The following is a 22,559-nucleotide window of genomic DNA, read 5'->3' as shown; positions in this document are numbered from 1 at the left end:
AGGGCGCCGTTCAATGGGAATTTGCGCCAGCCGGCCGTCGCATAGCGCGATGGCTATCCGGGCGGCCCCAGTGAATTGCCGGCTGCGCTACAGGGTCACGGCTCGGCGGGCTGGAATGTGTTTGCGTCTCGCGCGGCACGCAAGGCTTCGTTTTCGGCCTGGGTCCGTTTCAGATTGTCGAACAGGCGGCGCGCGCTTAGCTGCATGAAGTAATATCCGAATTTCGGATTCTGGAAGAACAACTGGCGCACCTGATCATAGGTTATGACCAGGATTTGCCCGCCATCGACGCAGATTGCCGATTGGGTGCGGACCTTGTCGGGGGACAGCATGCCGAGTTCGCCGACGACTTCGCCGGGCGGGATGGCGATGCCCAACTCCGGAATGCGCAGGCTGCCCGACATGATGAAGATGATTTCGTCGGCGGGGTCGCCTTTGCGAAACAGCACTTCACCCGGTGCCATGGCGCGCGTGGTCGTGAACGGCTTGATCCAGTTCATATCGAGGTCGCCCTCGAACGCCTCTTTGGTCTCCGTCACCAGCGACAGCATCTGCCGGAGCCGCAGGATGTTCAGCGGCAGCAGCAGGCAATGCAGCACCAGCAAGGGATAGGCTGGATTCAGGTAGCCATAGGCAATGAAGAAGACGTTGCTGCAGATGCCGACGATCCGCAGCGGCACCATGGTCTTCATCGAGAAGGTGGCAAAAACCAGCGCGGCGGCGACATAGCCGATGACTTCGGCAAAGCGCATATGGGTGAGGTAGCCGATAAGGTCGGCCATCTGTGAGCTCCGGAGTACGGGGAAAGGGCGGGGAGGCGGGGTGCAAGAAAGGCGCGATAAACTGGCGGCCTTCGGTAGCGACTTCAATCAAAATCTTGTCGTGGTGGGCAGGGGGGCAAGGCCAGAGTCCCGGAGGGAAAGGCCGTAACGGTTGCGACCAAGCGCTGACGCCCTATTTCAGAGCGATGCCGCTCGGCGGGGACGGCATTTGAACCTTTTGGCGGCGGGCAGCTACAGAAAAGTCATGGTGGCCTTGAATGTCCGTTCGGGCTCACCATATGACGTCGAACAGCGTTGAGTGAAAGCTCCGCTGCTGAGGGCCACGAATGCTGCAGGTGACGCCGGATGTACGCGCACCCGCTCATTTCGTGGCTTTTTGCTGCGCATTGCATCAGTGCTTCGTCATCGGTGATGGTGCGGGAACGATGCGGGGAGGCCGTGTCGCAAGTTCCGCTTCCAACCGTGCGATATTGTCGAACAACCGCTTGCTGGTGAGCTTGAGGAAGCCGAGACCGAATTCCGGGTTCTGGTAATAGAGCTCCTCGAATTTCTCGTAGGCGAGCGACAGCACTTCGCCGTCGTCGACCGATATCAGTGTCGCGGTTCGCACGCCGTCCGGCGAGAGCAGCCCCAGTTCGCCGACCACGGCTCCGGGTTCGAGCATGATGCCGATCTCCTGCAGCTGGTAGCGGCCGCTCACCACGAGATACATGGCCTCTGCGATGTCGCCCTTGCGGAAGATCACCTGTCCCTTTTTCGTCTTGCGCCGTGTCATGAATGGCTGAAGCCATGTCATGTCGAGATCGGACCGCGCGGCGCGCTGGGTCCGCCGGATCAGTTGGCGCATCTCGTGCACCCGATACAGGTTCAGGGGCAGCACGATGCAATTGAGCACGATCGTCGGCCAGATACCGGCCAGCCCGGCATAGATCAGAAACAGCACATTGGTCACGATGCCCACGACCCTGAGCGGGATCATGGTCTTCATCCAGTATTGCACCACCGTCAGAACGATGCCTGCGGTCGCCGCAGCTTGGGCAATCAGCGGAATTTCCATATCGTGCTCCAGGCCGGCTGCCTCTGCCGGCTCCCGGCGCACTATCGCCGCTCGGCGCCCTTTCGATCAACTCCGGCGGACAACTTCCCGATCAGCGCCATTGCCGCAGCCGGCGCCCGGACCTTCCCTTCGTGGATAAAGTACAAGAAGACGTCGCGGGCCTGTTTCTTCGGCGGCGATGGTGTGTCGACGCAGGGCAGGTCTTCGGGCGCGCCGCCCTGAGCCCATTGTTTCGCGCGGGCGGCCCAGGCGTCGATGGCCTTGGGCTGGTAGCCGGTCTTGATCGAGTCCTGACCCTTTTGCAGACGTGCATAGACGAAATCCGACGTCACATCGGCGATGGCCGGATAGGTGGCGTGCTCCGAAAAGCAGACCGCGACCCCGAACCGGCGCAGCAGCTTGGCAAAGCCCGGGACCCGGAAGCTGTCGTGACGCACCTCGACCACATGGCGGAGCTTGCGGCCGTCAAACTCGGCCGGGAGCAGCTCCAGAAATCGCCCGAAATCGGCCTCGTCATATTTCTTGGTGGGTGCAAACTGCCACAGCAGCGGACCCAGCCGATCCCCCAATTCGCTGACGCCGGAATTCAGGAACCGTTTGATGGAATCGCCGGCGTCCGCGAGCACGCTCCGGTTCACCGCAAAGCGCGGGCCCTTGAGGGAGAAGACGAAACCGTCCGGAACCTCCGAGGCCCATTTGCGGTAACTCGCCGGGCTTTGCGTGCGATAGAAGGTGCCGTTGATCTCGATCGACGTCAGGTGGCTGGCGGCGTAGCGCAACTCCTGGGCGTGGGGCAGGCCCTTCGGATAGAACTCGCCCCGCCAGGGCGCAAAGGTCCAGCCGCCGATTCCGGTGTAGATCCGCCCCTGTTTGGCTGCCATTCCAGCATTCCTCGGATATTGACCCTGACCATTCTACCGCTATCGTCTGTACAAAGCGGATTGTGCGGCAGCCTGAGACGTGGCTTAAGGCAACGATACATTTTTCAATGCCGGGGGACATCCATGCGTCTGTCTATCATCGCCACATTCATCGCAGCCGTGTCGCTGTCGGTCGCTTCGACCTCAGCCGACGCCCAGAGCAGGGTCCGCGCCGGCGGGCTGTCCTGCAAATTGTCGCCCACGGTCGGCCTGATCATCGGCTCGCGCCAGCAGATCCAGTGCACGTTCACCCCCAGCACGGGTGGGCGCGTTGAATATTACAGCGGTCATATCGGGCGGCTTGGCCTCGATCTCGGTGTAACCGGGGGCGGACGGATGATCTGGGGCGTGTTCGCGCGCACCACCAAGCTTCCGCCGCGCACGCTTGCCGGCACCTATGTCGGCGCCAGCGGCGACGCCTCGCTCGGCCTTGGCGGCGGCGCGAACGTCCTGGTCGGCGGCTCCAACCGGACCATCTCGCTGCAGCCGCTGCGCTGCAGGGACAGGTCGGCGTCAATCTGGCGGTCGGGATCGCCAGCATGACGCTGCGCTGAGGCGGATCGGATTTCGTTCGGCAAGAAGGGGCCGCGCGAGCGGCTCCTTCCTTTAAGTCGGTCGATCAGGCGCCAGGCACGCTGCCGGGCGGCAGGAAGTCGACCTCATGCGCGGCCGAGACCCGCACGACTTCTTCCGGGTCGGTCATGTTGTGCAGCAGCTCGAACAATTCTTTCAGCTTGCGTGAGGGCGAGACCCAGAATAATGCGCGGGTGGGCTTGTCGGTCTTGTTGTAATAGCCGTGCGGCAGGCCCATCGGCATGCGCACCAGATCGCCCGGACCGGCCTTCACCCATTGACCGTCGAGATACAGATCGAACGTGCCTTCCAGCATGTAGATAAACTCGTCCTGGGTCGGATGGATATGCGGCGGCACGAAGGTGCCGGGCGGGTCCAGGGTCTCGAACGAAAACGAGGTCGCGCAGTTCGATTTCTCATAATAGGTGTGGCCGAGAATGTTCCACACCGCCGGCGCGGTGCTCTTTCCGGCAGGCGTGATCCCCGGCGCGAGTTTGATCTCTGACATGCTGTGATCTCCTTCAGTAAGGCTTTGAACAGCGGCGGATGATCCAAGCAAAACCGGAGGCCTCTGCCAATGCGGGCCTTCGCCTACTGGAACGCGACCTCGGCGAAGCTTCGCAGCTTGCGGGAATGCAGCCGCTCCCATTCCTGCGATCTCAGCTTTTCGATCGCACGCAAGCCGATATCGAGATGCTGACCGACCCGCTGCCGGTAGAATTCGGCGGCCATTCCGGCCAGCTTGATCTCGCCATGCAGCGGCTTGTCGGAGACGCACAGGAGCGTACCGTAGGGCACGCGAAAGCGGAATCCGTTGGCTGCGATCGCCGCGGATTCCATATCGAGACCCACCGCACGCGACAGCGACAGCCGATGGATGACGGCTGCATGATTGCCGAGCTCCCAGTTGCGGTTGTCGACGCTTGCGACCGTGCCGGTGCGCATAATGCGCTTGAGCTCGTAGCCGGACAGGCCGGTCACTTCGGCCAGCGCCTGTTCGAGCGCGACCTGGATCTCGGCCAGCGCCGGGACCGGTACCCACAGCGGCAATTCCTCGTCGAGCACATGATCCTCGCGCACATAGCCATGGGCGAGCACGTAGTCGCCGAGCTTCTGTGAGTTGCGAAGGCCCGCGCAATGCCCGAGCATCAGCCATGCATGTGGGCGCAGCACTGCGACATGATCGGTGATGTTGCGCGCGTTCGACGGCCCAGTGCCGATGTTGATCATGGTGATGCCGCGGCTCCTGGGCGCCACCAGATGATAAGCCGGCATCTGCGGCAGGCGCGCGAGCGGCGCGACAGACTGCGCCAGGCCACCCCTGCGGGTGACGAGGTTGCCGGGCTCGACAAACGCCCCATAGACCGGATCGCCAGCGGCGACGCGTTCGCGGCACATCCGCACGAAGGCGTCGACGTAAAACTGGTAGTTGGTGAAGATCACGAAGTTCTGGAAATGCTCGGGATCGGTGCCGGTGTAATGCAGAAGCCGGTGCAGCGAGTAATCGACCCGCGCGGCGCGAAACATCGCAAGCGGGGCAGGGGCGCCGTGCGGCAGATGTAGCGTGCCGTCGGCGATCGAGTCGTCCATGGTCGCGAGGTCGGGCGTATCGAAGCGGTCGCGCAGCGGCAGCTCCGTCGCCTGACCGCCGGACGCGCGGCTCGCGGCAATGCCGATGTCCGACGCATAGGCAAAATGGACCGGGATCGGCTCGTGCGACTCGCCGATTTCGACGGGCACCCGATGATTGGCGAGCAGCAGTTCGATCTGCTCGGTGAAATAATCGCGGAACAGGTCGGGACGGGTGACGCTGGTTTCGTGCGTGCCCGGCCCGGACACGAATCCGTAGGAGAGGCGAGAATCCACGCGGCCATAAGTGTCGGTGGTGATCCGCACGAACGGATAGGTCGCGCGCACCCTTGCATCGAGTCGTGCGCCGGCGGCAAAGGCCTCGAAATGCTCGCGCAGGAATTGGGTGTTGCGCCGGTAGATATGGTCGAGCCGCTCGACCGCTGCCCTCGCATCTGTGAAGCGTTCGGCCGGGATGTGGTGCGGGGTGAGGAGGGTCAGGCCGTCTTGCATGAGACGGAGAGTGTACCGGCTTCGTGCGAAGTCAAGTCACGCTGCCGCCGCGACCCGGCCGGAAAAGCAAAAGGGGCCGCTTGCGCGGCCCCTTCGCATTTTTTCTCGACTAAGGCGTCTGGACTTAGAAGTCCATTCCGCCCATGCCGCCCATGCCGCCGCCACCCGGCATGCCGCCGGCGCCGCCCGCGTTCTTCTTGGGCAGTTCCGCAACCATGGCTTCGGTGGTGATCAGCAGGCCCGCAACCGAGGCTGCATTCTGGATCGCGGCACGCACGACCTTGGTCGGATCGATGATGCCCTTCGACAGCATGTTGCCGTATTCGGCGCTCTGCGCGTCGAAGCCGAAGGAATACTGGTCCTTCTCCAGGATCTTGCCGACGATCACCGAGCCGTCTTCGCCGGCATTGGTGGCGATCTGACGGGCCGGAGACTGAAGCGCCTTGCGCACGATCTCGACGCCGGTCTTCTGGTCGTCGTTCTGGGTGCGGATCTTCTTCAGGGCTTCGCTGGCACGGAGCAGGGCGACGCCGCCGCCCGGCAGGATGCCTTCCTCGACCGCGGCGCGGGTGGCATGCATCGCATCGTCGACGCGATCCTTGCGCTCCTTCACCTCGACCTCGGTCGCGCCGCCGACGCGGATCACCGCGACGCCGCCCGCGAGCTTGGCCAGACGCTCCTGCAGCTTCTCACGGTCGTAGTCCGAGGTGGTCTCCTCGATCTGCGCCTTAATCTGCGACACGCGCGCCTCGATGTCGGCCTTCTTGCCGGCGCCGTTGACGATCGTGGTGTTTTCCTTCTCGATCAGCACCTTCTTGGCGCGGCCGAGCATGTTGAGCGTGACGTTTTCGAGCTTGATGCCGAGGTCTTCCGAGATCGCCTGGCCGCCGGTCAGGATCGCGATGTCCTGCAGCATGGCCTTGCGGCGATCGCCGAAGCCCGGAGCCTTCACCGCCGCAACCTTCAGGCCGCCGCGCAGCTTGTTGACCACGAGGGTCGCGAGCGCTTCGCCTTCGACTTCTTCGGCAATGATGACGAGGGGCTTGGAAGTCTGAACCACGGCTTCGAGCAGCGGCAGCAATTCCTGCAGGCCCGACAGCTTCTTCTCGTAGACGAGGATATACGCATCGTCGAATTCGGTGCGCATCTTGTCGGCGTTGGTGATGAAGTAGGGGGAGATGTAGCCGCGGTCGAACTGCATGCCCTCGACGATGTCGAGTTCGGTTTCAAGCGACTTGGCTTCCTCGACGGTGATCACGCCTTCGTTGCCGACCTTCGCCATGGCCTTCGCCAGGAAATCGCCGATTTCCTTGTCGCCGTTGGCGGAGATGGTGCCGACCTGGGCGATTTCGTCGTTCGAGGTGACCTTCTTGGAATTCGACTTCAGGTGCTCGACAACGGCTTCGACCGCCAGATCGATACCGCGCTTCAGATCCATCGGGTTCATGCCGGCGGCGACCGACTTGGCGCCTTCCTTCACGATGGCCTGGGCGAGAACGGTGGCGGTGGTGGTGCCGTCACCGGCGAAGTCGGACGACTTCGAGGCGACTTCGCGCACCATCTGGGCGCCCATGTTCTCGAACTTGTCGTCGAGTTCGATTTCCTTGGCGACCGTCACACCGTCCTTGGTGATGCGCGGAGCGCCGAAAGACTTGTCGAGCACGACGTTGCGGCCCTTGGGGCCGAGGGTGACCTTCACCGCATTGGCGAGAACGTCAACGCCGCGCAGCATCTTGTCGCGCGCGTCGACGGAAAATTTTACTTCCTTCGCAGCCATTGTCCTATGTCCTCAATTCGTTCTTGTTGATTTCAGGCGGCTAGATGTCAGGCGGCCTTCTTGCGCGCGACGGTCTCTTCCATCACGCCCATGATGTCGCTCTCTTTCATGATCAGGTATTCGGTGCCGTCGATCTTGACCTCGGTGCCGGACCACTTGCCGAACAGAACCGTGTCGCCGACCTTCACGTCGATCGGAATGAGCTTGCCGGCCTCGTCGCGGCCGCCGGGGCCCACGGAGATGACCTCGCCGGTCTGGGGTTTTTCCTTGGCGGTGTCCGGAATGATGATGCCGCCGGCAGTTCTGTCTTCGGACTCGATGCGCTTGACGACGACGCGGTCGTGAAGCGGGCGGAACTTCATGGGTATCCTCCTTCAGCTCGATAAAACGAAAATTTTGAGACGGAATCCCGGGTTGGAACCCGGTTGCCGGCGATCTAGGGCCGGCTGGTCCGTGCGCAAGGGGTTTGACCCAAAAAATTGGCACTCGTCAAGGGGGACTGCTAGCACGCGTTGGCGGTCCGCTCCCACGCTCGGAAACAATTATCAGCAGCCCTTGGGCTATGCTGCTAACGCCTTGATTTTAGGAACGAATATCAATTTTTAGGCTTGTCAGAAACGATCGGGGATTGAAATCTTGCGGTCTCAAGGTTCGTGGGAATCGCTTTCCTAGAGGACTGACATGCCATCGGAAGACTTTAGAAAACAGGTGAATGGATACGGTCTGACCACCGCGGAAATCCTTTATCGGCGGCCCGACCACCCTTGGCTGCTGCAAACCTATGTCTGGCAGAACTATGATCTCTGCCCGGACTTTCCGGAGTTGAACCAGTTCTTGCGGTTCTGGGAAAAGTCGATCGAGGGGGTGCTGCATACCGTTACGGTCGCGCATTCGCGCCTGATCCGGCCGTCGGAGATCAAGGCGGTGGACGGGGTGTTCCGGCTGCACTAGCGGCTTGCGCTTAACTGTCCGGCGGACGTCGGTCGGTTATTCCGGCCGGCCGGCGAACGGCGCACAGATGGCTACAGCGCACATATGGCTGATGTGCGCCCGGCGCGCATAGTCAGCGCCCGGCATTTGCAATAGCGTCTGCGGCCCTTCGAAAGCCGCATCCTCCAGTATGTCCCATCTGTCATCCCGCCTTGCGCTCATGAGCGGGAATTTCATCACCGGGCTGTCCGTTCTGGCACCGGCCGGCATGCTGACCGAACTGTCGGCCGAACTCGGCGTGACCGTGCGCGATATCGGCCTGCTCGTGACCTATGGGGCCGTGGTCGTGTGCTTCGGCTCGCCGATCGTGTCTTGGCTGACCACGCGGGTTGGCCGCCGGCTGCTGCTGAGCGGCACCCTCGCGGTCATTGCCGCCGGCCATCTGTTGTCCGCCATGGCCGACAGTTACGCAGCCATTCTGGCTCTGCGGCTGGCGATGCTGACTTTCGGGGCGATCTATACTCCCCAGGCAGCCAGCACGATGGCTCTGATTGCCCCGGAAAAGGAACGGGCTGCGGCGCTTGCTTACGTGTTTCTCGGCTGGTCGCTGGCCATTGCCATCGGTTTGCCGCTGATCACCCTGTTCGCGACGCAATTCGGCTGGCGCGAGACTTTTCTTGCAATCGGCATTCTTGCGGTGATGGGTGCTCTCCTGAACGCAGCAGCGCTGCCCGGCGGATTGCAGGGCCATCGCTTGTCGCTGAGCAGTTTTGCAGACATTGCCCGCAACCGCACGCTGCTGCTGATCCTGCTGATCACGCTGCTCCAGATGTCGGGGCAATTCTCGATCACGATCTATATGGCGGCACTGGTCCAGAAAGTTGCGGACGCAGGTCCGGCCGCGGCGGGGCTGTTGTTCTCGCTGCTTGGCATAGCCGGTTTGATCGGCAACCTCGCCGCAACCCGAATGGTGCAATTCGCCGGTGTCCCGCGTACGCTCGGATTTTTCATCCTGGTCATGATGTCCGGGGCGCTGGTCTTTGCGCTCGGGACCGGGATCCTGGCGCTCATGGCTGCGGGTGTTTTCATTTTGGGTCTTGGTATCACCGCCGGAAATTCGATGCAGCAGGCGCGGCTCGTCACGGCGGCGCCGGTTCTGGCAAGCGCCACCGTCGCGCTCAATACATCGTTCCTGTATGTCGGGCAGGCAATCGGCTCAGGCGCGGCGGGCATTCTGTTCCAGCACGAATTGTACCGGACCATCGGATTCTTATCCGTCGCGTGCTTCGGGACGGCATTTCTGGTGTTTGTATTGTCCGAGCGCCGACGTGTCAGTGCAAGTGCCGTTCGTTAATGTCGGATTGACCATGTCATCGCCACACGTATTGCGGCGTAGGAAAAGAGCGCGATGGCGCGACTTCTCGCTGTTCCAATTCACAGTCTGTTAGCGCCACTCTCGTTAGTTGTGGTCAGAAGGACGCGCCTATGACCGCACTTGCTACGACCCATACCGAGATTTCGCCCACCCACAATTTGCTCGCTCTCGCGGCGGAGAGATCGTCGGAGAAGCGGCTCGAATTGCTCAGGCGCATCTCCGATACGTTTTCCGTTCAGAACGAGAGCTCAACGGTCCAGTACCTGCTTGGAGAAATTGTTTCCAAGCTGCTCGAAAACTTCGAGCGGGGCGATCGCGCGAGCGCGGCATCGATCCTGTCGCGTATGCCAAGTCTCCCGGAAGAAACGGCGAACGCTCTCGCTTACGACGCCGACTTCGCGGTCGCGCAGCCAATCATCCGCGACTACCGCGGGCTGCGTGACAAGGTGCTGGTCGACCTCGCGTCCACGGGAAGCCAGGCGCATCTCGAGGCCATCGCCGGCCGTCACACGCTCGCGCCGGACATTACCGACATCCTCACTGAACGCGGCAACGACGAAACTATCCGGACGCTTGCAGCCAACCAGGGCGCGCGCTTCTCGCGTCTCGGCATGCGCAAGATGATCCACAAGTCCGAGCACGACGCAATGCTGCGGGAGTTGCTGGTCAATCGTTCGGATCTGTCGCTGGAAGCGGTGGGCCAATTGCTCCCGATCGTGTCGCAGATACTTGCATCAAAGCTGCGCAGCTCGGATCTGACTTTCAGTCCGGCGGTCGTGCAGGAGCAGGTCACCAATTGGGTGTCCTATCGCAAGAAACATATCGGTCAGGTTCACCGCTACATCCAGCAGATCCGCGCCGGCTCCGAAAAGCTCGACAATGCCCTGATGGTGCTGGTCATGGAGCGGCGCCTGCTCGACGTTGCAACGGTGATCGCCAGTTCTCTCGATCTCGATCATGACTACGGGTTCAATCTCGTGACCCAGGGCAGGACCGATAACGTCATGGTGCTGCTGCGGGCGCTGAATGTGGCTTCGACCGCCGCTTTGGGCGTGCTGAGACTGCGCAGCGACAAACTCGGCCAGCAACTCTGCGGCCCGCCCGTGGACGAGGCGACTTACGAAAGCGTCGATGTTGCCGGCGCCCAGCGCGTGATCCGCTTCCTCAAGGTGCGGCGCCTCGCGATGGCGCAGGAACAGGCCGCGCAAGCCTCCTAGTGGAGGGTGCCGACGATTGCGCCGATGGTGCAGGTCGCAAGCGTGCCGGAGACAATGGTCTTCGGGCCGAGCGCGACGATTTCGTCGCGCCGCTCCGGCGCCATCACGCTCAGGCCCGCGATCATGATCCCGAGCGAGCCGAAATTGGCGAAGCCGCAAAGCGCATAGACCAGGATGAGGCGGGAGCGCTCGCTCAGCGCCTCGGGTCCGAGCTTGGACAATTCGACATAGGCGATGAACTCGTTGAGGACCGTCTTGATCCCCATCAGTTCGCCGCCGCGCAGCGCTTCGTTCCAGGGCAGCCCCATCAGCCAGCAGACCGGAGCCATCACCAGGCCAAGCATGCGCTGCAGGGTGATGTTCGCTCCGCCTATTTCGGGCAACACCGACAGAATCGCGTTAGCGAGATGCACCAGCGCGACCAGCACTGTCAGCATCGCGATGATATTGAGCAGGAGCGTCAGGCCTTGACCGGTGCCGATCGCGATCGCATCCATCGTCGAGGTCGCGACCGGCGGCGGATCGGCATAGTCCCCGACGGTGGATTCGTCCCGTTCTTCCGGCACCATCAATTCGCTGATCAGGATCGCGGCCGGCGCGCCGAGCACTGAGGCAATCAGCAGGTGCCCGGCGATCTCGGGAATGATCGGCCGCAGGATCGTGGCATAGACCACGAGCACGGTGCCAGCGATCCCGGCCATGCCGCCGGTCATGACGATGAACAATTCAGCCCGCGACAGCTTGTCGAGATAGGGCCGGATGAACAGTGGCGCTTCCACCATGCCGACAAAAATATTGGCGGCGGTCGACAGGCCGACCGCGCCGCCGACGCCCAGCGTGCGCTCCAGCGCCCACGAAAAGCCGCGCACGATCGGCGGCAGGATGCGCCAGTAGAACAGCAGCGTGGTCAGCACGCTCATCACCAGAACCAGCGGCAGCGCCTGGAAAGCGAGGATGAATTCGCTGCCGGGAAATTTTGGATCGAACGGCAGAGGACCGCCGCCGAGATAGCCGAACACGAAGCTGGTGCCTGCACGGGTTGCGGCGGCGATGGCGTCGACCGCGCTATTGGCGGCGGCGAAGCCGACGCGCAACGCCGGGATTTTGAAAAGCAGGACAGCAAGAATGACGGTGAGGGCCATCGCCGCAAACACCCGCCGCCACGATACCGCACGATGATTCTCGCTCATGGCAAAGGCCATCGCCGGAATGACGATGGCGCCAAGAAGCGATTGCAAGACAAGCATGTCAGTCCGCCCCGCCGCGTCGCGATTGTCGCGGCTATGAGCCATGCGTTCAAGCGCTCTTCTCAATGAAGACCTTCAATGCTCAACTCAAGAAAAAATCGGGGAGGAGATTGCAATGCGTTTGAACGCTTTCGCTGCTATGATCGGCGCTCTGGCGATGGCCGCCACCAGTGCTTCCGCGCAGGATAGTTATTCGTCGCGGCCGGTGACGCTGTCGCACGGGTTCGGGGCGGGCGGCAATTCCGATACTGTCGCGCGCATCATCGCGCCGGCTCTGGCCGAGCGCCTGGGCCAGCAAGTGATCGTGGAGCCGCGGGTCGGCGCCGGCGGCAATCTCGCAACCGATCGGGTCGTCAAGGCCGACCCCGATGGCTACAACCTGATCGTGCTCACCGGCGGGCATGCGGTGGGCGGCGCCCTGTACAAGGCCCTGCCGTTCGATCCGGTCGATGATCTTCAGATGTTGTCGACGCTGATCTATTTTCCGTTCGTGATTTCGGTCCGCAAGGATCACAGATTCCAGTCGCTCGCCGACCTGGTCGCGGAGGCCAAGGCCAAACCCAAGACCGTTACGTTCTCCTCGGTTGGTGTCGGTTCGACCCAGCACCTGGCCGGGGAGTTGCTCGCCTCGCTTGCCGGCATAGAGCTCGTCCATGTCCCGTACCGGGGCGGTCAGGCACCAGTGACGGACCTCCTTGGCGGCCGCATCGATGTGATGATCGACACCCTCACGGTCACCCGGCCGCAGCTCGATGCCGGTACAATTCGCGGGCTGGCGGTGACCAGCCTGTCGCCGTGGCCAAGCCTTCCCGGCATTCCGGCGGCCGCGGACACAGTCAAAGACTACGACGTGCGTTCGTGGATGGGCGTCGCCACCACCAAGGGCGTGCCGGAGTCACAGGTGAAGCGATTGAATGCGGACATCCTTTATGCGCTTCAGCAGCCGCAGGTCCGCGACAAGCTCGAGGCGATCGGCAACGAAGTTCGCGGGTCGACGCCCGAGGAAATGCGCGCCTGGGTGGCGGGAGAGGTCGCCAAATGGCGAAAAGTCATTGATGAAGCGCAGGTCGAGCGGCGATAGGCGGGCGGGTGAGCAACAATCCCTCGCGTGCCGCCCAGGCTCGAAACTCCAGTGCGAGCTGTTGGGCTTCGTCGGGGCTTTGGGCGTCCTCAAGACGCCTGACCAGGACGGATGCGGCGAGGCTGCAGTGGTTCATTGCGTGACGGCGAACGATTTCTGCCGCCTCCAGGGACGACTCAACCGCGTGTCCATCGCGCAATCGGACGGCGGGGCGTATGGCGAATGCTGACATCGCTTCGCTCCATGCTGGATACGGGACGAACGCAGGCGGAGCCGGCTGGTTCCGCCAGTGCACGGCCGCGACCGTCAAGCGCGCGTGATCAAGTCTGGAGCTGCGACGGTCGGGATGAAATCCCGTCGCGGGGCGGCTGGATCGGGCGTCGGCCACCCCGTCTCGGTCCGGTTGCGCCCGCTCTGCTTTGCCCGATAGAGCGCAGCGTCGGCGGCAGCGTATAGCGCGTCAAAATCGTAACCGGCCTGTATGCTGGAGGCGAGACCGACGCTCACGGTCGCGGCAACGGGCTGGCCGTGAACGCTGCCGGCCGCGCTCGCGAAATTGCTCCGCACCCGCTCAGCTACCGTGATTGCGGTTTCGGTGTTGACGCCCGGCAGTAAGGCCAGGAATTCCTCTCCGCCGATGCGGCCGAGCAGGTCGAGCGGACGCAACGACTGCATCGCCGAGTGCGTGAACAGGGCCAGCACCGCGTCTCCGGTGCGATGTCCGAACCGGTCATTGATGGACTTGAAGCGGTCGAGGTCGAACAGGAGAAGGGTAAGGGCTTCGTTCTGCTTCTGGGAACGCGCCAGCAGCCGTCCGGCCCGCTCAGTGAAGCCACGTCGGTTCGGAATGCCGGTCAGAGGATCGATGGTCGCGACATAGCGCTGTTGCGACTCGGCGCGCTCCTTGGTGAGCGCCATCAACAGGAACACCAGTGCAAACGAATAGAGCAGCGGTGCAAAGATAAACAGTGACGATGTCTGGGCGCCGAAGGAGGGCGTCTCCAGCGGGAAGGGCATCGTCATGAGGTACGGTGCGCGAACGGGAAAAAGCACTACGTGAATTGCCGCGATCCCGATGACCGGCCAGCGAGACAGCAGGCGTTCGTGCCGGCCGCGCCACAGCTCCGAGATGAAAGCAAAGCTGTAGCTGGCGACCAGAACGGAGGCGAGGGCGATGCGCGCGGCCGTCGCGTGCATGAACGCGTCGAATTGGCATGCTGCGAGCCAGATCAGGGAGCCGGCCACGAGCGAGAGCGGCACCGGGCGGCGTCCTTCGAACACGCGCGCGCCGGTCCATAACAGCCCATAACCCAGCATCATCAGGGCATTTGCGGCCTGAATCGACCAGGCGTCGGACACGATGCCGCGCAGCCCGAACAGCGCGGTCGCCGGGGCAATGACAAGAAACGCCGTACCCCACCAGGCGAGTGCCGGGGTGTTACGAGCCTGCATCCAGGCAAAAAGCAGGAGCAGACCGCTAAGCCCCATGCTGAAGGTGGTCACGGCGAACAGCGTGGCGATGTCGAGTATCACACGCGCTCAATAGCAAGATTCCCGTTCGGAAATCCATCCGGTGTTCCAATCGGAGGGGCGCACATCTTTTGGGCGACCCGCTCACCAGATGACCGTACGGGACCCGGTGGCGGCGTCAGCCGCGGCCTTCGAAGGGCATCTTCGTGGCCTTCACCGTCATGAACAGGACGTTCGATTCCAGCGACAGGCTTGCCATGTAACTGATGGCCTTGCCGACATCCTCGACCGCCATGCGGTCTTCGGCGCGCGTGGAGCCATCCGGCTGCAACATGCCCTGGGTCATCCGTTCCGTCAGCGCCGACACAGCGTTGCCGATGTCGATCTGGCCACAGGCAATGTCATAGGCGCGGCCGTCCAGTGCGGTGGATTTGGTCAGGCCGGTCACCGCGTGCTTGGTCGCGGTATAGGCCACCGTCAGCGGGCGCGGCGTATGCGCCGAAATCGAGCCATTGTTGATGATGCGGCCGCCGCGCGGCGTCTGGTCTTTCATGATCTTGAAGGCCTCCTGCGTGCACAGGAACGGCCCGGTAATGTTGGTGGCGACCACCGACATCCATTTGTCCAGCGACAGGTCTTCCAGCGGCACCGGAGGCGCGCCGATACCGGCATTGTTAAAGAGGAGGTCGAGCCGGCCGAAGGTCTCCTTCACTTTTGCGAACAGCGCCCTGATCTGGGCCGGGTCGGACACGTCGGTCGGCACCACAAGTGTCTTGCGACCCAGCGCCTGGCCTTCTTTCGCCACTTCCTCGAGCGGCTCCTTGCGGCGGCCGGCCAGAACCATGTCGAAGCCGTCCTTCATCAGGGCGATGGCGCTGGCGCGCCCGATCCCTGAACCCGCTCCCGTCACCAGCGCAACCTTGGCCGCCATCCCGTCACTCCTGCTTCTGATCCGGCTCATGTCCTTCTGGATATGAGCGAAAGGGCGGCCATCCTACGGATTGGCCGCGCCTCTGCAATGGCTGTGGCGGTATGATGGACGCGCGTCAGCTGGCGAGCGCGGCGGCGGCATCCCGCGCGATGCTGCGGTGGCTCGCCGGCATGGCGAGCCGAGTCGAGATCAGGTTGGGCGAGCCGGGCCGGCCGAACCGGTATCCCTGCATGGAATGCACACCGGCGGCGCGCAGGAACAATTGCTGTTCGGCAGTCTCGACGCCTTCCGCCGTCACCTTCATGCCGAGACCGCGGCCAAGGCCGACAATGGCATGAACGATGGCGGCGGCGTCCGGCGAGCGCTCCAGCGAGCGGACGAAGCTCTTGTCGATTTTCAGCTTGTCGAACGGGAAGCGCCGCAGATAGGCGAGCGACGAATAGCCGGTGCCGAAGTCATCGAGGGCGAGGCGAAGTCCCAAAGCCTTGAGCCGGTGCATCGCCACCTCGGCACTCTCGACATTGCCGAGGAGCGTGCTCTCGGTCAGTTCGAGCTCGAGGCAGGCCGGATCGAATTCGGTTTCCGCCAGGATGCGCTCGACCGTGTCTACAAAGTCAGGCCGGCGGAATTGCAGCGCGGACACGTTCACCGACACAATAAGACCCGGCCACGACTTTCCTTCCATACAGGCCCGGCGCAACACCCACTCGCCGAGTTCGATGATGAGCCCGGAATGCTCGGCGATCGGGATGAAGCGGGCCGGCTCGATATCGCCGCGCGTCGGATGCGACCAGCGCGACAACGCTTCAACGGCGAGCATGGTGTCGCCGCTGCCGTTGACGATAGGCTGATAGACAATGCGCAGCTGATCGGAATTGATCGCATCGCGCAGATCGCTTTCGAGCTGCTTGCGTTCCGAAAGGTCGGCATCCATCGCCGCATCATAGATGCAGGCACGGTTGCGGCCTTCGTTTTTAGCGCGGTAGAGCGCCATGTCGGCATAGCGCATGACGTCGGCGGCGACGAGCCCGGACCGGCGGTCGATCGTCGCAATGCCGATACTCGCACCGATCAGGATGTTGTGCCCGCCGATTGTATAGGGAGCACAGATGGCGGAAATGATCCGCTCCGCCGTGCGATGCAGGGCGGTGACCTCGGCGCCGCCGGTGATGATCACCGCGAATTCGTCGCCGCCGAGCCTGCTGACCAGATCCTCGGGGCGCAGCAATCCGGACAGGCGTGACGTGACCTCGCGGATCAGCTCATCGCCGACAGGATGGCCGAGCGTGTCGTTCACATCCTTGAAGTGATCCAGGTCAATGTAGAAAACCGCAGCCGACGGTGCGCCGTTCTGTACCGCGACGAGCACTTGTTCCAGACGCTCGCCGAAAAAATTCCGGTTCGGCAAGCCGCAAAGCGGATCGTGCAGGGCCAGATAGCGCAGGCGTTGCTCGCCCTGCGCGATCGTCGCTGCCGTCCTGCGCATGTAACCGTGGATGAGCGCGGCCAGAATTGCGAAGCCCGCAAAGGCGACCGTGATAAACGGAATTACACTGGTTACGATCTCGGAGCCCGGGCGCTTCGGCAGCCAGGTCAGGCTCATTACGGTGTGGCCGTCATAGTCCTTGAGGTCTTGGCTGTGTTCATTGGCGGGGGCGAGCTCCTTTTCGGTAACGCGCAACCCGTTGAGTTGCAGACGTCCCCCGATTTCCGCGAGCAGGCCTTCGTCTACGAACTTGACGGCGATCACGAGCGGCATGGTCTCCCGCGCGGCTTCGCCTGCGATCTGCTCGGTCGGTGCGATCAGGGAGGCGGCGATCGCCGCCGGGCGGCCGAGAAAGCGCTGGATCAGCGTGACGCGGGTCGGTTTTCCGACGTCGGTGCTGCGTCGCGGCTCGGAGATGCGGATCGCGCCCTTCGGTTCGTCTCCGGTGCGGCCGCGAAGATAGTCGATGGTCGGCGCGAGCTCCGGAACGATCGAATTGAACCAGCGCGGTTCGACACTGTTGCGGCCGAGCATGGCATAGGTCAGCTGGTCGGACCCGTCGGCCACGAAGACGAAATCGTGGTCGAAATAGTGCTTCAGCCAAAGCCCGACACGGTTATGCACCCACTCGCGATCGAACCGGTCGCGGATGCGGGAAGCCGCTTCCTCGTTGGCGCTGACGCTTTCCAGTTCGCGCAGGAGTTGCTCGCCGTGATTGGCGATGGCGCGCGACAGCAGCCGCTTCTCATGATCGAGCGAGACTTCGTCGGCGCGGCGCGCAGACGTGACGACGGCGACGACAACGCAAAGGATGGCAATCGCGACGATCACGCTGATCGGAATAACGATGCTCAACCGGGCGCGGTCCCAGTTTCCTTGCGCGCCTTTGTCAGCGAAACGCGCATTGGTTTCGGCCACCGCGATTACCCCTAAGTGCCGGATTACGATGCGGAAAACCTAGGAGACAAAGCTTGCGATTAACTTGCGCGCATCGCTCCAAGTGCAGCCGGAGCGGAACACCGGCGCCTTTCCGGGCGGGTGGTTAACCAGAGGTGCATCGCCCGTAGGAAATCGTGGGCTTTCGGAACTTGTCATCCCGCGCTTGATGGGATATCGCCCAACTTTACAACTCAGACGAAGCAAAATCTTTAGATTGGGCGAATAAGAAGCGATGACGACGAGAACGAAGCCTCCTTTCCGCGCCGACCATGTCGGGAGTTTCCTGCGTCGGGCGCGGCTCAAGGCTGCCCGTGTCCAGTTCGGCGCCGGCGACATCACGGCCGAACAACTCCGGACGGTGGAAGACGAGGAGATCGAAGCGCTTGTTCGTCACCAGGAAAGTTGCGGGCTGAAACTCGCCACGGACGGCGAATTTCGACGCGCGTGGTGGCATTTCGATTTTCTGGGTTTGCTGGATGGAGTCAACGTGGTCGAGGCCGATCAGGGCATCCAGTTTGCCGGCGTTCAGACCAAGCCGCTGACGCTGAAGGTGACGGGCAAAGTCGATTTTCCCGCCAATCATCCTTTTCTCGACCACTTCCGCTTTCTGAAGGCGACGACGAAAGTCATGCCGAAGATGACGATCCCGGCGCCGACGGTGCTGCATTTCCGGGGCGGACGCCGGGCGATCAGCAACACGGTCTATCCCGAGATGGAGCAGTTTTTCGCCGATGCCGGTGCGGGTTATGCGAAAGCGGTACGCGCGTTCTACGACGCCGGCTGCCGCTATCTGCAGTTCGACGATACAGCCTTCGCTTATCTCTGTTCGCCGGTCGAGATCGAAAAAGCCAGGCAGCGCGGCGACGATACCGATGGCCTCCAGAACAAATATGCGGAGATGATCAATATCGCGCTGGCGGCGAAGCCCGCCGACATGACCATCACCACCCATATCTGCCGCGGTAATTTCCGCTCGACCTGGGTCTCCGAGGGCGGCTACGAGCCGGTCGCCGAGACGCTGCTCGGCCGATGCAATTACGACGGCTATTTCCTCGAATATGACAGCGAGCGCGCCGGCGGGTTCGAGCCGCTGCGGTTTCTGCCCAAAGGCGACAAGCAGGTGGTGCTCGGCCTGATCACCTCGAAAAGCGGTACGATCGAGCGCCGGGACGACATCAAGCGGCGCATCGAGGAAGCGGCGAAATTCGCGCCGATTGAGCAGTTCTGCCTGTCGCCGCAATGCGGCTTCGCCTCGACCGAAGAAGGCAACGAACTGACCGAAGACGCGCAATGGGCGAAGATGCGCGAAGTCGTCGCGATCAGCGAAGAGGTCTGGGGACGCTGACGCCGGTATCGCGCCGCCCTATGCCGTCCCGGCATAGGGCGGGCGCGGGATGGCGTTGTGGGCCGCGCGCAGCGCTGCCGACCAGCGCTCGCGCAAGTCGTGGAAATAGGGTTCGCCCGGCTCGATGCGGTACGACAATTCCGCATCGCAGACATCGCGCCGCGCCACCAGAATGTCGATCGGCATGCCGACGCCGAGATTGGAGCGCATCGTCGAATCCATCGAGATCAGCCCGATCTTCAGCGCATCATAGAGGTCGACACCGTAGGTGATGGCGCGGTCGAGCACCGGCTTGCCGTATTTGTGTTCGCCGATCTGCAGATACGGTGTGTCGGTGGTGCATTCGATGAAATTACCGGCGGAATAGATCATGAACAGGCGCATGCGCTCGCCCTTGATCTGACCGCCGAACAGAAACGACACGTCGAATTTCACATCCGCTGCGGCGAGGGCGGGGCTTTCGGTGTCGGAAATCGAGCGCACCACGCGGCCAATGCGCTGCGCCGCCTGGAACATCGTCGGCGCATTCATCAGCGTTTCGACCTCGCCGGTATCCGGATTCTCCACTCCCTCGATCATGGTGGAAACGACCGACTGGCTCATCGACAGGTTACCGGAGGAAGCGATCGCCATGATCCGTTCACCCGGCTGCTTGAACACATGCAGCTTGCGGAAGGTCGACACATTGTCGAGCCCCGCATTGGTGCGCGTGTCCGCGATCATGACAAGCCCTTCGCGAACCAGAATTCCGCAGCAATAGGTCATCGTGTCAGCATTCCATCCTTGCGGCCGCGATCGGCCCGGCGGCGGCATTATCCTTATTCCGCCGCACAGCAAAAGCCCAATGTCGGACATTTGCCTCGATCACCGGCCGATTTGCCGCACGCGGGTAGGCGGACCTATTCCTGACTTTGGTCCGGCCCCTGCTGGATGCGAATCCGCACATCCAGACCTTCGCCATCGCCGCCGATCCGCGATCCGCGGACCGGTGCCGCGCTCAGATAATCAAGCCCGACGGCGACCCGCAGATATGCATCGGTCGGGCACATGCCGTTGGTGGCGTCGAAGCCGACCCAGCCGAGCCCATCCACATAGGCCTCCGCCCAGGCATGCGCGGCCTGCTGCTCGTTCATGCCGTCGGAGCGGTGAAAATAGCCCGACACATAACGCGCCGGAATGCCGAGACTGCGGGCAGCCGCGATGAAGATATGGCTGATGTCCTGACAGACGCCGCGCTTCAACGCGAAGGCCTCCGCCGCGGTGGTGTGAGCGTGGGTTGGATCGGTGTCGAAGGCGATCGTTTGCGGCAGCGTGTCGAGCAACGCATGCAGCTTCGGCAGCGGGTCCTGCGCGCCGTTGCCGGCGACCTCGCGGGCATAGGCGCAGATATCCTCGTTGGCTTGCGTCAGAGGTGTTTCCCGCAGGAACAGCGATGGTGGAAACGGCTCGACCGTGCCCTTCACGACGCCGTTCGCATCCTCGATTTCGGCCTCTCCCTCGACATGCACCATCAGATGGTCGAGCGGACCCTCGGCGGTCAGCGTGTGCGTTCTATTGCCGAAGGCATCGACATGGCAGGTGAGGGGGCAATCGGCCGACACGTCGATGCGCCAATTCATGATGTACTGGCTGTCGGTGTTGCGCGGGGTCAGACGCAGCGTCTGGATCACCCCGGTCACCGGCCAGGAATAGCGGTAGATGGTATCGTGCCAAATTCGGATGCGCATGGGTGGGGCGGATGCTGGCGTCTGCCCGCCGCAAAGGCAAGAGCCTTGGGGACGTTAAGCCTGGACCGCGGCGACTGGGTGACTGCGCCAGTGCCGCAGCTCGGGGGCTTAGCAAACGGGCCCTGAACCGGTACGCGCTCCGGAGCCCGTCGAGGGGACATTTTGTTGGCGTGGCTCAGAGCGCGGCGATGACTTGGATCTCGACCATCAACCCCGGATCGGCGAGATGGACGACTTCCACCATCGTGCTGGTCGGCAGGTTCTCCTTGAAGAACTCTTCGCGCGCAGCAACGATTTGCCTGAACTCGCGCATGTCGGTCGTATAGACCGTGGTCCAGACAATATCGGACAATGTCGCCCCGGCCGCCGTAAGGCTTTTCTCGATGTTCCGGATGCACTGGCGCGTTTGCTCCAGCATGCTTCCGGTACCGACCTGCTGGCCGTCGTCGTCGCGCGAGACCTGGCCGGAGATAAAGACCAGCGACTTTGGATGGTCGACGCGTACGAAATGGTTGTAAACCGTCGCCCGGACATTTTTCATGCCGGGCGGATTGCCTCGCTTTATGGGCATCGTTGTCTCCCGATTTATTGCCGCGATGGGCCTTCGATCAGTCGGAACTGATATTGGAGGCCTTGATAATATCTGCCCATCGCTTGTGGTCTGCGGCAATCAGCGCGGCGAATTCGGCCGGTGTATTGCCGGAGGGCTCGTAGCCATTGTTCACCAGCCATTCGCGCGTCGCGGGCTCGGCGATGATCTTCCTCACCTCGCTCGAGATGCGCTCGACGACGGGCTCGGGCGTCCCGGCGGGGAAGAACAAGCCTTGCCAGTTCAGGGCTTCGTAATTCGGCAGCCCCAGAGCTTCCGACACCGTCGGAATATCCGGCAAAGCCGGCGAGCGCTGCTTTCCGGTGACGGCGAGGCCACGCACCTTGCCCGCCTTGACCTGCGGCAGCGCGCCCTGGAAGCCGGACACCATTGCGGGTACGCGGCCACCGATCACATCCGCGAAGGCCGGCGGTCCGCCCTTGTACGGCACGTGTCCCAGCTTGATGTCAGCCTGGGCGCTCAGCATTGCGCCGGCCAGATGCTGCATGCTGCCAAAGCCCGATGAGGCGTAGTCGATCGAACCGGGGTTGGCTTTGGCGGCCGCGACCAGATCTTTCAAGGAATTGCCCTGGAAGCCGGGTCCGACCAGCCAGACGTTGTGCGACGTCGCAAGCTGGGTAATCGGCACGAAGTCTTTCATGCCGTCGATCGGAGGATTGCGACTGACGAGCGGGGTCACGATCGTGTCGATTGCGCCCAGCAGCAGCGTGTAACCATCGGCCGGCGCGCGCTTGACGGCCGCCGCGCCAAGCATGCCGGCGGCTCCGGGCCGGTTCTCGGTGACGACGGGCTGCCCCAGCCGATCTTTCAGTTTATCCGCGATGTAACGCCCGATGGTATCGGATCCGCCCCCCGGCGCCTGCGGAATGATGAGTGTTATGGGCTTGGAAGGATACGCCTGGCTATGCGCAAAACCGACGCTGGCAAGAACCACAGCGGCAGCCAATGTGTTCGTGAGGAGCGCTTTTGGATTGAGTCTTGTCACGATTGCTTCCTGGATCGACTGGCTA

Annotated in this window: 21 protein-coding genes; 6 read left to right on the top strand and 15 right to left on the bottom strand. The window is 62.7% G+C overall.

The window, feature by feature from the left end; all coding sequences use genetic code 11:
* Positions 1–95: 95 nt before the first annotated feature.
* The 3 genes from AC5I5I_RS03825 to AC5I5I_RS03815 all read right to left on the bottom strand — a co-directional run bounded on the left by AC5I5I_RS03825 (position 96) and on the right by AC5I5I_RS03815 (position 2,720).
* Positions 96–782, bottom strand: coding sequence for a Crp/Fnr family transcriptional regulator (locus AC5I5I_RS03825; RefSeq protein ID WP_495970058.1), 687 nt, complete (start codon positions 780–782; stop codon positions 96–98).
* Between the two features lie 391 nt (positions 783–1,173).
* Entirely contained in the window at positions 1,174–1,839 is a 666-nt protein-coding gene (locus AC5I5I_RS03820; RefSeq protein ID WP_495970056.1) for a Crp/Fnr family transcriptional regulator, read from the bottom strand.
* A gap of 41 nt (positions 1,840–1,880) precedes the next feature.
* Positions 1,881–2,720 (bottom strand): DUF72 domain-containing protein, encoded by an 840-nt coding sequence (locus AC5I5I_RS03815; RefSeq protein ID WP_495970054.1) that lies wholly within the window; start codon positions 2,718–2,720, stop codon positions 1,881–1,883.
* A gap of 123 nt (positions 2,721–2,843) precedes the next feature.
* Here AC5I5I_RS03815 and AC5I5I_RS03810 point away from each other — a divergent pair, with 123 nt between their 5' ends.
* Complete coding sequence (locus tag AC5I5I_RS03810; RefSeq protein ID WP_495970052.1) at positions 2,844–3,302, top strand: DUF992 domain-containing protein; 459 nt, start codon at positions 2,844–2,846, stop codon at positions 3,300–3,302.
* Between the two features lie 76 nt (positions 3,303–3,378).
* Here the strand turns inward: AC5I5I_RS03810 and AC5I5I_RS03805 are convergent, their stop codons facing one another.
* From AC5I5I_RS03805 to groES, 4 genes are all read right to left on the bottom strand, one after another.
* Positions 3,379–3,840, bottom strand: coding sequence for a cupin domain-containing protein (locus tag AC5I5I_RS03805; RefSeq protein ID WP_495970050.1), 462 nt, complete (start codon positions 3,838–3,840; stop codon positions 3,379–3,381).
* Between the two features lie 83 nt (positions 3,841–3,923).
* Positions 3,924–5,414 (bottom strand): AMP nucleosidase, encoded by a 1,491-nt coding sequence (locus tag AC5I5I_RS03800; protein ID WP_495970048.1) that lies wholly within the window; start codon positions 5,412–5,414, stop codon positions 3,924–3,926.
* 124 nt (positions 5,415–5,538) lie between these two features.
* Positions 5,539–7,191: a chaperonin GroEL gene (gene groL / locus AC5I5I_RS03795; RefSeq protein WP_495970046.1), complete on the bottom strand. Its 1,653-nt coding sequence runs from the start codon at positions 7,189–7,191 to the stop codon at positions 5,539–5,541.
* A 47-nt stretch (positions 7,192–7,238) separates the two neighbouring features.
* Positions 7,239–7,553 (bottom strand): co-chaperone GroES, encoded by a 315-nt coding sequence (gene groES / locus AC5I5I_RS03790; protein ID WP_495970044.1) that lies wholly within the window; start codon positions 7,551–7,553, stop codon positions 7,239–7,241.
* Positions 7,554–7,872: 319 nt separating this feature from the next.
* Here groES and AC5I5I_RS03785 point away from each other — a divergent pair, with 319 nt between their 5' ends.
* From AC5I5I_RS03785 to AC5I5I_RS03775, 3 genes are all read left to right on the top strand, one after another.
* Positions 7,873–8,142, top strand: a complete 270-nt coding sequence (locus tag AC5I5I_RS03785; RefSeq protein WP_495970042.1) for an usg protein — start codon at positions 7,873–7,875, stop codon at positions 8,140–8,142.
* A 199-nt stretch (positions 8,143–8,341) separates the two neighbouring features.
* Entirely contained in the window at positions 8,342–9,475 is a 1,134-nt protein-coding gene (locus AC5I5I_RS03780; protein WP_495970040.1) for an MFS transporter, read from the top strand.
* Positions 9,476–9,606: 131 nt separating this feature from the next.
* Positions 9,607–10,713, top strand: coding sequence for a DUF2336 domain-containing protein (locus AC5I5I_RS03775; RefSeq protein ID WP_495970038.1), 1,107 nt, complete (start codon positions 9,607–9,609; stop codon positions 10,711–10,713).
* Here AC5I5I_RS03775 and AC5I5I_RS03770 read toward each other — a convergent pair.
* Positions 10,710–11,960: a NupC/NupG family nucleoside CNT transporter gene (locus AC5I5I_RS03770; RefSeq protein ID WP_495970036.1), complete on the bottom strand. Its 1,251-nt coding sequence runs from the start codon at positions 11,958–11,960 to the stop codon at positions 10,710–10,712. The genes AC5I5I_RS03775 and AC5I5I_RS03770 overlap by 4 nt on opposite strands.
* Positions 11,961–12,075: 115 nt before the next feature.
* On the opposite strand from AC5I5I_RS03770, the gene AC5I5I_RS03765 reads away from it, so the two are divergent.
* Entirely contained in the window at positions 12,076–13,041 is a 966-nt protein-coding gene (locus tag AC5I5I_RS03765; protein WP_495970034.1) for a Bug family tripartite tricarboxylate transporter substrate binding protein, read from the top strand.
* A gap of 306 nt (positions 13,042–13,347) precedes the next feature.
* On the opposite strand, the gene AC5I5I_RS03760 is transcribed toward AC5I5I_RS03765, so the two are convergent.
* The 3 genes from AC5I5I_RS03760 to AC5I5I_RS03750 form a co-directional block, all read right to left on the bottom strand.
* The gene (locus tag AC5I5I_RS03760; protein ID WP_495970032.1) at positions 13,348–14,574 is read right to left on the bottom strand and encodes a GGDEF domain-containing protein; all 1,227 of its coding nucleotides are present in this window, start codon (positions 14,572–14,574) and stop codon (positions 13,348–13,350) included.
* Between the two features lie 115 nt (positions 14,575–14,689).
* A complete protein-coding gene (locus AC5I5I_RS03755; protein WP_495758551.1) occupies positions 14,690–15,442 on the bottom strand; it encodes an SDR family oxidoreductase in 753 nt (250 codons plus the stop codon).
* Between the two features lie 115 nt (positions 15,443–15,557).
* Positions 15,558–17,783, bottom strand: a complete 2,226-nt coding sequence (locus tag AC5I5I_RS03750; protein WP_495970030.1) for a putative bifunctional diguanylate cyclase/phosphodiesterase — start codon at positions 17,781–17,783, stop codon at positions 15,558–15,560.
* A gap of 316 nt (positions 17,784–18,099) precedes the next feature.
* Between AC5I5I_RS03750 and AC5I5I_RS03745 the strand changes: the two genes are divergently transcribed.
* On the top strand, positions 18,100–19,212 hold the full coding sequence (locus tag AC5I5I_RS03745) for a 5-methyltetrahydropteroyltriglutamate--homocysteine S-methyltransferase (RefSeq protein WP_495970028.1): 1,113 nt from the start codon (positions 18,100–18,102) through the stop codon (positions 19,210–19,212).
* Between the two features lie 18 nt (positions 19,213–19,230).
* Here the strand turns inward: AC5I5I_RS03745 and AC5I5I_RS03740 are convergent, their stop codons facing one another.
* The 4 genes from AC5I5I_RS03740 to AC5I5I_RS03725 form a co-directional block, all read right to left on the bottom strand.
* Positions 19,231–19,977, bottom strand: coding sequence for a proteasome-type protease (locus tag AC5I5I_RS03740; protein ID WP_495970026.1), 747 nt, complete (start codon positions 19,975–19,977; stop codon positions 19,231–19,233).
* 134 nt (positions 19,978–20,111) lie between these two features.
* Positions 20,112–20,939, bottom strand: coding sequence for a transglutaminase family protein (locus AC5I5I_RS03735; RefSeq protein ID WP_495970024.1), 828 nt, complete (start codon positions 20,937–20,939; stop codon positions 20,112–20,114).
* A gap of 175 nt (positions 20,940–21,114) precedes the next feature.
* A complete protein-coding gene (locus tag AC5I5I_RS03730; protein ID WP_495970022.1) occupies positions 21,115–21,510 on the bottom strand; it encodes a RidA family protein in 396 nt (131 codons plus the stop codon).
* Positions 21,511–21,547: 37 nt separating this feature from the next.
* Positions 21,548–22,534 carry a Bug family tripartite tricarboxylate transporter substrate binding protein gene (locus AC5I5I_RS03725; protein WP_495970020.1) on the bottom strand — a complete coding sequence of 329 codons (987 nt, stop codon included), beginning with the start codon at positions 22,532–22,534 and terminating at the stop codon, positions 21,548–21,550.
* Positions 22,535–22,559: the final 25 nt, after the last annotated feature.

The sequence above is a fragment of the Pseudorhodoplanes sp. genome (genome assembly GCF_059499825.1).
The sequence above is the reverse complement of the archived record's forward strand: the minus strand, read 5'-3'. Positions and strand labels throughout refer to the sequence as shown.

What these genes read in the sequence shown, in the direction of transcription:
- AC5I5I_RS03730 (WP_495970022.1), bottom strand. Translation starts at nt 21,510, where the DNA reads ATGCCCATAAAGCGAGGCAATCCGCCCGGCATGAAAAATGTCCGGGCG.
- AC5I5I_RS03755 (WP_495758551.1), bottom strand. Translation starts at nt 15,442, where the DNA reads ATGGCGGCCAAGGTTGCGCTGGTGACGGGAGCGGGTTCAGGGATCGGG.
- AC5I5I_RS03735 (WP_495970024.1), bottom strand. Translation starts at nt 20,939, where the DNA reads ATGCGCATCCGAATTTGGCACGATACCATCTACCGCTATTCCTGGCCG.
- AC5I5I_RS03800 (WP_495970048.1), bottom strand. Translation starts at nt 5,414, where the DNA reads ATGCAAGACGGCCTGACCCTCCTCACCCCGCACCACATCCCGGCCGAA.
- AC5I5I_RS03820 (WP_495970056.1), bottom strand. Translation starts at nt 1,839, where the DNA reads ATGGAAATTCCGCTGATTGCCCAAGCTGCGGCGACCGCAGGCATCGTT.
- AC5I5I_RS03745 (WP_495970028.1), top strand. Translation starts at nt 18,100, where the DNA reads ATGACGACGAGAACGAAGCCTCCTTTCCGCGCCGACCATGTCGGGAGT.
- AC5I5I_RS03825 (WP_495970058.1), bottom strand. Translation starts at nt 782, where the DNA reads ATGGCCGACCTTATCGGCTACCTCACCCATATGCGCTTTGCCGAAGTC.
- AC5I5I_RS03765 (WP_495970034.1), top strand. Translation starts at nt 12,076, where the DNA reads ATGCGTTTGAACGCTTTCGCTGCTATGATCGGCGCTCTGGCGATGGCC.
- AC5I5I_RS03740 (WP_495970026.1), bottom strand. Translation starts at nt 19,977, where the DNA reads ATGACCTATTGCTGCGGAATTCTGGTTCGCGAAGGGCTTGTCATGATC.
- groES (WP_495970044.1), bottom strand. Translation starts at nt 7,553, where the DNA reads ATGAAGTTCCGCCCGCTTCACGACCGCGTCGTCGTCAAGCGCATCGAG.
- AC5I5I_RS03780 (WP_495970040.1), top strand. Translation starts at nt 8,342, where the DNA reads ATGAGCGGGAATTTCATCACCGGGCTGTCCGTTCTGGCACCGGCCGGC.
- AC5I5I_RS03815 (WP_495970054.1), bottom strand. Translation starts at nt 2,720, where the DNA reads ATGGCAGCCAAACAGGGGCGGATCTACACCGGAATCGGCGGCTGGACC.
- AC5I5I_RS03770 (WP_495970036.1), bottom strand. Translation starts at nt 11,960, where the DNA reads ATGCTTGTCTTGCAATCGCTTCTTGGCGCCATCGTCATTCCGGCGATG.
- AC5I5I_RS03810 (WP_495970052.1), top strand. Translation starts at nt 2,844, where the DNA reads ATGCGTCTGTCTATCATCGCCACATTCATCGCAGCCGTGTCGCTGTCG.
- AC5I5I_RS03775 (WP_495970038.1), top strand. Translation starts at nt 9,607, where the DNA reads ATGACCGCACTTGCTACGACCCATACCGAGATTTCGCCCACCCACAAT.
- AC5I5I_RS03805 (WP_495970050.1), bottom strand. Translation starts at nt 3,840, where the DNA reads ATGTCAGAGATCAAACTCGCGCCGGGGATCACGCCTGCCGGAAAGAGC.
- AC5I5I_RS03785 (WP_495970042.1), top strand. Translation starts at nt 7,873, where the DNA reads ATGCCATCGGAAGACTTTAGAAAACAGGTGAATGGATACGGTCTGACC.
- groL (WP_495970046.1), bottom strand. Translation starts at nt 7,191, where the DNA reads ATGGCTGCGAAGGAAGTAAAATTTTCCGTCGACGCGCGCGACAAGATG.